The sequence below is a fragment of the Jutongia hominis genome, assembly GCF_014384965.1.
GTDB lineage: Bacteria > Bacillota > Clostridia > Lachnospirales > Lachnospiraceae > Butyribacter > Butyribacter hominis.
Genome location: NZ_JACRSW010000032.1, coordinates 122,916 through 134,457 on the forward strand (window position 1 = coordinate 122,916; position 11,542 = coordinate 134,457).

General features: G+C 38.3%; 13 protein-coding genes. All 13 read right to left on the reverse strand.

Going from position 1 to position 11,542, the window contains the following annotated elements:
- Positions 1 to 65: 65 nt before the first annotated feature.
- The 13 genes from H8700_RS09475 to codY all read right to left on the reverse strand — a co-directional run bounded on the left by H8700_RS09475 (position 66) and on the right by codY (position 11,498).
- Positions 66 to 470 (reverse strand): TIGR02530 family flagellar biosynthesis protein, encoded by a 405-nt coding sequence (locus H8700_RS09475; protein WP_022141927.1) that lies wholly within the window; start codon positions 468 to 470, stop codon positions 66 to 68.
- Positions 471 to 549: 79 nt separating this feature from the next.
- The gene (locus H8700_RS09480; RefSeq protein ID WP_249305357.1) at positions 550 to 1,449 is read right to left on the reverse strand and encodes a flagellar hook capping FlgD N-terminal domain-containing protein; all 900 of its coding nucleotides are present in this window, start codon (positions 1,447 to 1,449) and stop codon (positions 550 to 552) included.
- A 15-nt stretch (positions 1,450 to 1,464) separates the two neighbouring features.
- Positions 1,465 to 2,925, reverse strand: coding sequence for a flagellar hook-length control protein FliK (locus H8700_RS09485; protein ID WP_249305359.1), 1,461 nt, complete (start codon positions 2,923 to 2,925; stop codon positions 1,465 to 1,467).
- A 122-nt stretch (positions 2,926 to 3,047) separates the two neighbouring features.
- Complete coding sequence (locus H8700_RS09490; RefSeq protein WP_022141924.1) at positions 3,048 to 3,815, reverse strand: magnesium transporter MgtE N-terminal domain-containing protein; 768 nt, start codon at positions 3,813 to 3,815, stop codon at positions 3,048 to 3,050.
- A 3-nt stretch (positions 3,816 to 3,818) separates the two neighbouring features.
- The gene (fliJ, locus tag H8700_RS09495) at positions 3,819 to 4,277 is read right to left on the reverse strand and encodes a flagellar export protein FliJ (protein ID WP_022141923.1); all 459 of its coding nucleotides are present in this window, start codon (positions 4,275 to 4,277) and stop codon (positions 3,819 to 3,821) included.
- 35 nt (positions 4,278 to 4,312) lie between these two features.
- Complete coding sequence (fliI, locus tag H8700_RS09500; protein WP_178413492.1) at positions 4,313 to 5,647, reverse strand: flagellar protein export ATPase FliI; 1,335 nt, start codon at positions 5,645 to 5,647, stop codon at positions 4,313 to 4,315.
- A 19-nt stretch (positions 5,648 to 5,666) separates the two neighbouring features.
- Positions 5,667 to 6,503 carry a FliH/SctL family protein gene (locus tag H8700_RS09505; RefSeq protein WP_249305363.1) on the reverse strand — a complete coding sequence of 279 codons (837 nt, stop codon included), beginning with the start codon at positions 6,501 to 6,503 and terminating at the stop codon, positions 5,667 to 5,669.
- Positions 6,496 to 7,506 (reverse strand): flagellar motor switch protein FliG, encoded by a 1,011-nt coding sequence (fliG, locus tag H8700_RS09510; protein WP_249305365.1) that lies wholly within the window; start codon positions 7,504 to 7,506, stop codon positions 6,496 to 6,498. Before fliG ends, H8700_RS09505 begins: the two co-directional genes overlap by 8 nt.
- Before the next feature lie 36 nt (positions 7,507 to 7,542).
- A complete protein-coding gene (locus H8700_RS09515; protein ID WP_249305367.1) occupies positions 7,543 to 9,162 on the reverse strand; it encodes a hypothetical protein in 1,620 nt (539 codons plus the stop codon).
- A gap of 25 nt (positions 9,163 to 9,187) precedes the next feature.
- Positions 9,188 to 9,532 carry a flagellar hook-basal body complex protein FliE gene (fliE, locus tag H8700_RS09520; RefSeq protein WP_022141918.1) on the reverse strand — a complete coding sequence of 115 codons (345 nt, stop codon included), beginning with the start codon at positions 9,530 to 9,532 and terminating at the stop codon, positions 9,188 to 9,190.
- A 33-nt stretch (positions 9,533 to 9,565) separates the two neighbouring features.
- Positions 9,566 to 10,006 carry a flagellar basal body rod protein FlgC gene (gene flgC, locus H8700_RS09525; RefSeq protein WP_022141917.1) on the reverse strand — a complete coding sequence of 147 codons (441 nt, stop codon included), beginning with the start codon at positions 10,004 to 10,006 and terminating at the stop codon, positions 9,566 to 9,568.
- Between the two features lie 52 nt (positions 10,007 to 10,058).
- Positions 10,059 to 10,451 (reverse strand): flagellar basal body rod protein FlgB, encoded by a 393-nt coding sequence (flgB, locus tag H8700_RS09530; protein ID WP_249305369.1) that lies wholly within the window; start codon positions 10,449 to 10,451, stop codon positions 10,059 to 10,061.
- Between the two features lie 252 nt (positions 10,452 to 10,703).
- Positions 10,704 to 11,498 (reverse strand): GTP-sensing pleiotropic transcriptional regulator CodY, encoded by a 795-nt coding sequence (gene codY, locus H8700_RS09535; protein WP_022141915.1) that lies wholly within the window; start codon positions 11,496 to 11,498, stop codon positions 10,704 to 10,706.
- Positions 11,499 to 11,542 lie beyond the last annotated feature (44 nt).

Below are 11,542 nucleotides of genomic sequence, written 5' to 3' on the forward strand. Positions count from 1 at the left end.
GAAATCTCTCTGTCATTCAAGATTTCAACGCCTCCATAAAAGGTCCGGCATTATACTCTTACGTTCTAACTGATAACTGCTCCATCTATATTCGTAAATATAGAATCCGTCGAATCACCAACGGCTGTAATAACTGTGTTGTTCTTGACATTTACAATAAATGCAAGATCATCTACCATGATCAAAGACTCCTGAATTCCTTTTTCCCGTGCCTTCGTTGTTCCATTTTCTAAGCGTTCCATCTGCTGGTCTGAAAGATTGATATTCCTCGTTGCCAGTCTTGCATTTGCATGTTTGGAAAATTTTAATCCTGTGACTGCTGATGATGTGCTCTTTTCCTGTGTTGAGCTTAAAATTTCCCGGAAAGAAAGGTCTGATTCGGAAGAATGCTTTGTCTTTTTGTTATCACTTTGCAGCAAACGATCAGTCATCTGCTCGATAGATGAATAATTTTCATATAATCGCTGCATTACTCTTCCTCCTTATGATCAAATCCTGTTTCTTACAATCTAATTTCCATTTGACCGGTTGTTTCTGTACTCATTATTTTCAGACTGCATCAGTTCCTTCCGTACTGTCATTATCACCTGTGCTGTCTGTTTTATCAGTACTGTTTGTACCATTCACACTTTCTGTACCATCTGTTTTATCTGTATCATCTGATGAATCAGAACCTGAAGAACTGCTGTTATTTTGTTTGATTCCTTTGATAAATAATGAAACACTGGAATAATCCATTGTCTTATTTGCATCATCAAACACAAATGCAATCTTGTAATTTCCTGCATCAAGATTAGAAAATACTTCTCTGTCGATCGTCAGCTTGCCATCCTTGTAGCTTAACTTCGATGCATCGACTTTTGTAACATTACTTGAATTGTTTGCATCCATGATAACAACAGCAAAACCGGTTGCTTCATATCCATTTGTACCAAGACTGATACCGGATACCATAACATCCTGTGGATCATCGTGTGAATAGTTGATCACCTGCTGCTCTACTTTTGGTATATACTGCGATATCAGATAGTTCGAATCAATTACCTGAACAATGTCATCAAACTCATATAAAGAACCATTTACCGATACATAAGCTGTTCCATTCTGAATAGTAACATAATCCACTGTTCCCTGTACTTCTACCACATCTCCTGATGATAATGTCTGATTGAGCAAAACTTCTTTTCCAACCAGATTGTATGCCGAAGTATTTACTGTGGTACTGTTTAAGTTCTGCATCTGCTCTAACTCACTAAACTGGGCAAGCTGTGCTACATACTCTGTATTACTCGTCGGCTCTAACGGATCCTGATATTGCATTTGAGTTACTAACAGCAGCAAGAAATCTTCTTTATCCAGTGTATCTCCTGATTTTCTTTCTGTCTTTTGCGATGTTTCTGATATATTCACTTTTCCGTCACTATCTACGGGTGCTATTAAATCACTCATGCTTTTCCTCCTTTCTTACGCTGTATAATCAATACTGCTTCCATTGTTGCGCATTACTTCCTTACGAAGTGCTTCTTTCTCATCGATGATACCATCATCTTCTTCCTCGTCTGCTACATTATAACGGAACTTGCGCTGACTTCCATTTTGCATGTCATTCTGTCTTTGTGCTTCTGCTTCGGTGCTCTGCTCAAAACTAAAGTCTGACACATGCACTTCCACTGATTCCACTTTAATCTCTTTTGCCTCTAAGTTTTCCTTCAAAGTGTACATCTGACTTTCCAAAGCTTGTCTGGCTTCTTCTGTCTGCACATGAAATGTTGCTGTCATCATACCCTCTTTGGATACAAGATTCAAAAGAACTTTACCAAGACTTTCCGGATTCAGCTGCATCTCTAAGGCTGTAGTATTCTGTGTTACAGACTGCTGCATCTGTTCACTGACCTGATGTACGATATGTACCATCTGCTGCATTTGATGACTGTTTACTGCATTTGCATCATAAATCTGAGATACATTCCCCTGAACAACTGCATATGGCTGCGAAACTGCTGTATCATCCTGCTGTACAAAAGCAGTTTCCTGCTGTGCATCCGATGTAAAAAGCTTTTGAAGTTCTTCCTGTGTACTATTATCTTCTGTTGTATCAGAATCATCAAAAGATGTATTCTGCTGTTCAGAAACAACGGATACACTCTTTACCTCTGTCTTTCCATCATCCGCTATTGCATCATCGTTTGCATTAGAATCCTGTGTTGTTATCTGTGCATTCTTTGCTGTGTTCACAACAACTGATTCTGCATCCTGTGTCTGTACCGGTATGTCTTCTGTCACAGTCTGTTCTGTCTGTGCCGGATCGAGAACCTCATCCATAGAAATTCCAAAGTTTTCTACTGAAGTCGGCTGTGATAACTGCTCTAACGCAGCTGCGATCTGATCACCATTCCCTGACATGTAGTCAGCCAGATCCTGTAGTAATGCTGTATAACTGTTCATCAAAGACTCATTCATCACCAAATCCATACTCTCAGACGCTCCATTTACCTGCAAAACAAAGTCCTGTAACGTCGATGGATTTAACAAATCTGTCAACATGATTCCCATAGAATCCAACATACTTTGCAACATATTATCATCCATCCCGGTTGCATCCTGTACAATTTCTTTAATATCATCCTGTACCTGTGCTAATGACTTATTTGTCGTATCAACCGTTGTGTTATCATCTGTACGAACAGTATTTGTCGTCTGGTCTGTATTTTTTATCTTCTGGTAACTTTTGTCAGAAACATGAGTCTTATCAGACACCTTCTGATTTGTTGAAACGCTGTTTTTTGCAGCATTTCCATTGTTTTCTACACTTCCGGTACTATTTAAAATATTCTGAAACTGTTGTCCGGAATTTGAAGCCTGTACGGTTACTTTGGTATCAGAAACAGCAATCTTAGTCAAATTGACTGTCTGTACTCCTGCCATGTATTCACCTCCTTTTTTTCTATTCGCAAATACCGATCGTGTACGGACGATCTTTTTGCTATCTATGTCAACAGAATTATTCTGTGGACACCAAATCATGTTGTTTGCGGTAATACATTAAATTATTTGTCTTTTACCGCAGCAATCTTTTTCGTGATCTGCGCTGCATAATCACTATCCATATTCTGTAAAATCTGTGCTGCTTGTGATTCTTTCATATTTTCAAGAATATCACATACAAGATCTAAGTCTTCCGACATTTCTGTTAAGATCTTTGCTGCAGAGGCTGCATCCATGTTAGAATATTGTGTTCCAAGCTCTTTTGCTTTCTCAGTATATTGTAATTCATTTAATACCTGTTTGTAAATCTTTTCTGCATTTGCAGGTTCGATTTCTTCATAATATTTTCGATATTCGCTGATATCCGGTGCATTATCATTAAACACAACCTTTTGATCGAACTCTTTGACTCTCTTTTCAAATGCATCCTGTTCGTCTTTATATTTTTGTAACTTTTTAACCTGTGCTTCCAATTCCGAAATATAATCGGAATTTGCTGTTGTCGTGCCTGTCTCAGACTCTAATCTTTTTTCCAACTCATTGATTCTGTCGTTTGCTGACTTCAATGTGTTGTATTTATAGTTTCCTTCCTGTGCCTGCTGTTCTTCAGATGCTTCCGGCAGAATCTTGTTGATCACCGGAACATCTTTTAACACAGGATATAAAACATTACTTCCTATTCCACCAACATCCAATTTAACAAGAAAAGCAAACACAGCAAGCCATATTAAAATGATCACAATGGCGATCAATGCTGTAACTAATCTGCTTCCTCCACTTTCTTTCTCCTGTGTCTCTGGTGCCTGGTCACCTTTTTTTCTTCTTGGCATTGATTATATTTCCTCACTTTCCCTTGCACTTCCAAACCGAAAGCTGGTTAATTCATCCACTTCTTTCTTTTCCTGTGCTTCTATTTCCAATTTAAACTCTTCAAATGCTTTTTCTTTAAGCTTTTCAAAAGTTTTTCTTTCTTTCATCGCTTCATCAAGCTTTTCTCTTGCCTGATCCACTTTTTTTTGCTGCTTCTTTATAATAATCTTTTGCATTTCGATGCGATCTTTTACAATCTCCACTCCATGTTCTAATTTTTTTATTTCAAATAAAACCAGAATTTGTGCAAGAGCCTCTTTTAACTCCTGCTGATAGCTTTCTTTCTTATGTATCAAAAGTTTCAGACAATCCTCTTCTTCACGAAGCTTTATTATTTCCATACCATACTCTGCTTTTGCCTGATCTTCTAACTTTTCTTTGATTGAAAGTATATTTTGTAATTTAAAAACAAATTTAGCCATAAAATATCATACCCATATTTCTTTTTTGCAATGATCTATTGCTCTGCATCCGTTTTCTCTTCATCATTAAAGATAGCGATCAACTCATTAACTACATCGTCAAAATTACACTTTTCATAAACATCCTGCATCAAAAAATCATTTACTTCATCAATTTTAGATAATGCAAAATCAATTTTTTTGTTAGACCCCGGCTTATATGCACCAATGTTGACAAGATCTTCCGCTTCCGCATAAGTTGCTAAAACATTCTTTAATTCACCACTGGCTTTTTTATGTTCCTTTGTTACAATGCTGCTCATAACACGTGAAATACTTGCAAGAATATCTATGGCCGGATAATGATTTTTCTGTGCGATCTTACGGTCTAGGACAATATGACCATCCAAAATACTTCGGGCTGTATCCGTGATTGGTTCATTAAAGTCGTCACCATCTACTAATACGGTGTACAGACCTGTAATCGATCCTTTATCAGAACGTCCCGCTCTTTCAAGCAGCTTTGGCATTTCTGAATACACACTGGGCGGATATCCTCTGGAAACAGGTGGTTCACCTGAAGCAAGACCAATTTCTCGCTGTGCCATAGAAAAACGTGTCAACGAATCCATCATTAAAAGCACATCTTTTCCCTGATCTCTGAAATATTCTGCTATTGCAGTCGCAGTTTTTGCAGCTTTATTACGGATCAATGCCGGCTTATCAGAAGTTGCAACTACCACAACAGATCTTGCCATACCTTCCGGACCTAAATCCCGCTCGATAAACTCTCTGACTTCTCGTCCACGCTCTCCAATCAGTGCGATCACATTGATATCTGCTTTTGTATTTCTTGCAAACATACCAAGTAATGTACTCTTTCCCACACCACTACCGGCAAATATACCAATTCTCTGTCCTCTTCCGATCGTGATCAAACCATCTACTGCACGCACACCTAATGGTAAAACCTGATCAATAATCTCTCTTGTCAACGGATCAGGAGGTTGTGCTTCTACCGAATATTCCTGCATTGGTGCTAACGTTGTACCATCAATTGGATTTCCCAAACCATCCAGCGTTTTTCCAAGCAGTTCTTCACCGGCTTTTACTTTTAATGGAGCATTCGTATTTTCCACACGGCTGCCAAGCCCTACTCCCGCAACCTGATCGTATGGCATCAAAAGCACACGATCGTCACGAAAACCAACGACTTCTGCATTGATGACCTGATTGGTATCTTTCGTGATAATATGACACAGATCATTTAGTTTTGCAGTCGGACCAATTGATTCGATCGTTAAACCAACAACTTTTGCCACTTTTCCCAAACGTGTTTCATAAGTCTGATCCAAAAGCATATTATATTTTGATACGTCAATTTCTACCATACCGATATGCTCCTCACTGTTAATATAAAAGCAACTTTACATGATCTTCCAGATTTTGCAATTGCGCATCCAGGCTGCAATCGATCATCGAATGATCTGTTTCAATAATACATTGCATTGCCTCTAAACTGCTGTCTTCCACAACTTCAAGTTCAGCACTGTCTTTTGCGATTGCTTTTAATGTACTTTTTTTGGCAGCCACACGACTGATATCTTCTTTTGATACCCGAATTGTGATATGGCTTGTCTTTTCTATATTGCGAAGCGAGTTTCCGATCAGATATAAAATAATATCTTTCTTATTCTCGCAACTGATCCCGGTAATCTTACGCACAAGCGAAACAACCAATTCGGCAAAGGCCGGTTCAAGCTTTTTTTCCTGTTCTTCAAGTTCTGCTCTTTTTTGATCCATTTCCTGTGTGAACGCCTCAGATTGTTTCTGCAGCTCTTCCTGTGCTTCTATGCGCCCTTGTTCAAGACCTGTCTGATATCCATCTTCCTGTGCCTGCTGTCGGATTGCATCTGCATTTTCCTGTGCCTGTCTTACAATCTCATCGGCTTCTTCTTTTGCTTTTGCAAGAATGGACTCCTGCTCTTCCTGTAATTCAGATTGCAATTTTTCTCTTTCCTGACTGACCACATCATCCATTGAGATCACCGGAATCCCATTATCAAACATCTGATCTGTCCGGTCAGCTCCCGAAAGTGCTGCAACATTGAGTTGTTCAAAAGACGGTTCTTCTTTCTTTTCTTCAAAAATATCAGGAATAAACTCCTCTATTCTTTCATCAGAATCAATTGATCTTGTAGCTTTTGTATCAAAATTAAAATAGACGGATTTAATTAAATTAGACAACTATCTCGTCACCTCCGCCTCTGGAGATAATGATCTCAGCAGAATCTTCCAACTTACGGATGATATTAACGATCTTCTGCTGTGCTTCTTCAACATCTTTCATTCGTACAGGACCCATAAAGTCCATATCTTCTTTGATCATCGTTGCCAGACGGGATGAAAGATTACTAAAGATCAAATTCTGTACTTCCTCTGTAGAACCCTTCAACGCTACGGCAAGTTCATTGTTATCCACTTCTCGTAATACACGCTGAACCGAACGGTCATCAAGCGACAAGATATCTTCGAATACGAACATCTTTTTGCGGATCTCGTCTGCAAGTTCCGGATCTTCGATTTCGAGACTTTCCATAATATGTTTTTCTGTTCCACGATCAACTGTATTTAAGATTTCTACTATAGAGTCGACACCGCCAACGATCGTGTAATCCTGATTGACAAGAGAAGCAAGTTTCTGTTCCAATACTTTTTCCACCTCTTTGATCACATCCGGTGCAGTACGATCCATCTGTGCAATACGCTTTGCTACATCTGTCTGTTTATCCGGTGTCAATGCAGAAATAATTGCTGCTGACTGTGCTGAAGGCAGATACGACAAGATCAAAGCGATCGTCTGTGGATGTTCATCCTGAATAAAGTTTAATAACTGATTTGCATCCGTTTTGCGGACAAACTCAAATGGACGAACCTGCAAGGATGCAGTCAGTTTACCAATAACATCCTTGGCACGTTCTGCACCAAGTGATTTTTCAAGAAGCTCTTTCGCATAAGCGATACCACCTTCCGCAATATACTGCTGTGCCAAACAAACCTCATAAAATTCATCCAGTACAGCGTCCTTCATTGCAGGCGAGACGCTCCTTGTATTTGCAATTTCCAAAGTGAGCTGTTCAATCTCATCTTCTTTTAAATGTTTAAACACATTGGCAGATTTTTCCGGACCAAGTGATATCAGAAGAATTGCCGCCTTCTGTACACCACTGATTTCTTCTGTCTTTGCCATAATGTAACCTTCCTTTCGCAATTCTTTCTGATGAGTTTATACATCCCATTCATCATTTAACCAGTTACGAAGCAATTGAGCAACTGCTTCCGGATTCTCATCTACAAACTTCTCGATCAACTTGCGTGTCTCGGATTTATCACTAAATTCAATATCATCCAAAGACTGATTTTCTTTTGTTGTAGCCAAAAGCTGCTCCACTGAAAGCTCCGGTTCCTCTTCGGATACTTTGACCGGTGCTGTACCACGAACAACTACAAAGATCAATAATGCAATGATCAAAACAGCAAGAATGATCATTAGATAATCCGATATTCCTCGCGAAGTGCTCGTCTTTGCTACAAACTTCGGTACAGAATATGCCATCACAGAAATATTGGCAGCGTTCACACCGGTCGCCTGTGCAATCAGATTAATCTCATCATCCGACAATGTAATAGCAGTCCGATCACTGTTTGCTGCAACATACTGATCAAATGTCATATTGTCTAACGAACCATCAGCCTCTAAATCTTCTTCTTTAACAACTTTGTATTGCAATGCAACAATTCCTAAAGAAGAATCATCATATTGAATGGCTGGTGTTTCCTGCTTGATATTTTCAATCGTTTCATTTGTTAAAAGATCTTCTAACTTCTCTATCTTGGTGCTTGAAGAAGATCCTGAACTTTCCTGCATCATTGTATCGGTATCGTCGCTGTTAGATGCCGTTCCCGGCTCTCCACTTGCTGAGTTACCGCCACTTCCCTCATATGTATACAAGTTTGTCGGATAACCATACTCACGACCATCGGCAACAGAATAAGTCTTACTTAACGTCTCGACCTTGTTCATATTGAACTTAACACCCTGTGTTCCGACCTGAATATCATCATATCCGCTCTTCACTAACAGATCCGTGACATTTGATGCGATCGTATTTCTAAGTTTTTCTACATACTCCGATGTTCCACCGGTAATACTGCCTCCAAGGGAGTCTGCCGTCGATCCGTTATAAAGGCAGTTTCCATCCGAATCATTGATAATAACATGTTCTACCGTCGTTCCTACCGCATTGGCAAGCCAGCTTGCTAATGCTGCAGACGTATCTTCTGTCAGATCTTTTTTATGTGCATCACTTACTGTGATTTTTGCTGTAATGGATGTATCATCTTTTTCATCTAATACACTATATGTAGAATCCGGTACATCAATAAAAACATCTGCATCATCAATAAAGGAATAATCAATAAGACTTTTCTGAATCTCAGACTGAAGAGCCAGCACACGCTTCTGGCTCTTTTCGTCTTCTGTCGTTGACATAGAATTGTCAAAAGCTTTATCCCATGTATAACCGGTATCGGTAAGTCCCTGATCACTCATGGTATAGAGTGCATTCGTCATATCATCATCATGTACATAGATTGTCAGACCATCCTTTGATGAATAATGGTCAATCCCCGCATCATCTAATGCACTTGCCATCTTATTGGCATCATCTAATTTACTAAATTCCTGAAACTTCGTCCATGTCGGTCTGGATACTAAATATGCTACCACGGCAATAGCAACCAATACAGCACAAATTACCGCAATAATGATTGTCTTTTGCTTACTGGAATATTTTTTCCAGAACTCCATAATCCTGGTAGGAATTTCTTTTATTCTTTCTTGCATAATCTAATCTCCTGCTGTTTGTTTTTTAGAACTGTAAATTCATCAGTTCCTTATAGCCTGTCACAAATGCATCTCTGACAGCTACTGTATATTGTAATGAAACATTTGCTTTCTGCTGTGCGATCTGAAGATCATGAATGTTATCTGTCTCGCCCAGAGCATATTTAATTTCTTCTTCTTCTGCCGCATTGCTATATGCATTTGTCTCATTTATCAGATTCACAGCAGAATCCAATACAGTACCAAATACACTCTGTCCATCATTATCTCTGATCAATAAAGAATCAGAATCCGTTGTAAGTTTTGATGACATCGTTGGTGTCTGTACTACGGAATCTAAACTTGTTCCCATCAATGCTGAAATATCCATTTTTCCCTCCACGCCTTTTTATTTTAAATCATTTTAATTTTTTCCAAGTTCTAATGCCTTTAACTGCATATTCTTTGATGCATTAAACGCTGTAACATTTGCCTCATACGAGCGGCTTGCATCAATCATATCTGTCATTTCTGTTACTGTATTGACATTAGGATATGTAACATAGCCATCTTCATTCGCATCAGGATTTGATGGATCATATACCATTCTTCCCTCTGTCTCTGTATCTTCAATGATCTGTGCTACTTTAACGCCTTTTCCTACTGAACCTGTTGTTCCAAGTAAAGTCTCATTAAATGACGGATAATCTTTTTCCTGAAAAATAACGGATTTTCTATTATAAACATTTCCATTGGCATCACGCGTCGTATTAACATTTGCGATATTCTCAGAAATAATATCTAATCTTGTTCTCTGTGCCGTCATACCTGACGCACTGATATTCATACCGGAAAATACTCCCATACGATTTCTTCCTCCTGTCTTTTCTTCTTAATATAAGCTTTATTTAATTTGATCAGCTGCTACTCCTTGTAACTGTCTTAAGTCTTGAAAATTCCTGCGATGTAGAATCAAGCATCGTATAATATTTAATCTGATTCTTTGCCAATTCTGCATTTTCTGTGTCAATATCTACATTATTGCCATCAAGCCGGTAGCTGACATTACCATAATCTGTATAAGTCATGGCTGACAGATTATCCAAATCTGCTCTAGCTACTTCACTATCCAAATCATCTGTATATCCGACTTCATTCAAAAGATATTCCTCAAATTTCACATCCTGTCTCTTAAACCCCGGTGTGTCTACATTCGCAATATTATTTGCAATAACGGAGTTTCTTGTCCAGCTCGCATCTAACGCTTTATCGAGAACATTCACATAATTAAAAGCTCCTGATGATACCATTGAATATCTCCTTTCATTATCTAATCTTATAAAAGTATGCTAGTTACCTAATCATACATATATAATTATAGAGATATCTCGACAAAATACAAGTAAAAAGATAAAAAAAAACGAAAAATATATCTTTTTTCTGTTGTTTATAAAAAATATGATATCAGAAGTTTCTTTTCCTTGCAAAGATATTTAGAAGAAGAAATTTATAAGATAAAAGCAGGACGTTATAACGGTTTTATCCGCTTTAACGTCCTGTTTTTATCTTACTTCCCCTTCTGTTTCCTGGTATTGTGCTATCAGTTCATAACGCAGCAGATCATTTACGATCTGCACAGTTGTTCCTTTCATACCTGATGATTTTGTATGTATGATCCCGGCACTTTCACATTTTTTTAATGCATTGACAATAACAGATCGTGTAATCCCGACTTTATCTGCCAGCCGGCTTGTCACAAGAATACCTTCTTTCTTTCCATCAAGTTCGTTTAATACCGATAATACTGCTTTTACTTCCAGTTTTGACAACGTATGCATTGCTGCCATGACATCCTGTGTTTTATGTGTTTCTTCCGATAACTCTTCTGATTCTGCCCGCTGCATTGCAAGACCGATCACTGTCGTACTGTATTCTGTCAGAATAATATCATCAATCGAAAACGGATCTTTACAACGATAGACAAAAAGTGTGCCCAGTCGGCTTCCTGCCATGCTGATCGGTGCGATCATTGCCTGATAATTTAAGACATCTTTGAACTCAAACCCCAGCGTAAGTAAATTTACGTTTTCCTTTGTTGATAAAATATTCATAAAACGATTCTGAATCGTTTCTTCCATATAATCACCATAATTTAATTTTTCTAATTGTGGAATACATGGAATATCACTCTTCTCTTTTAATCCAAGAACCTTGCCTTTGCGGCTTACCAACACAACATTCACTAAAAGAGTCTGTGATAACACCCTGCAAAAAGTCGTAAAATCAATTTTTTCTGACTCTCTCTCATTCAAGAGCTGGTTGATACGTCGTGTCTTATCTAATAAATCTAAACTCATTTTCACACCTGCTTCTTCTTTTTGTACACAAAACTAAGATTTTC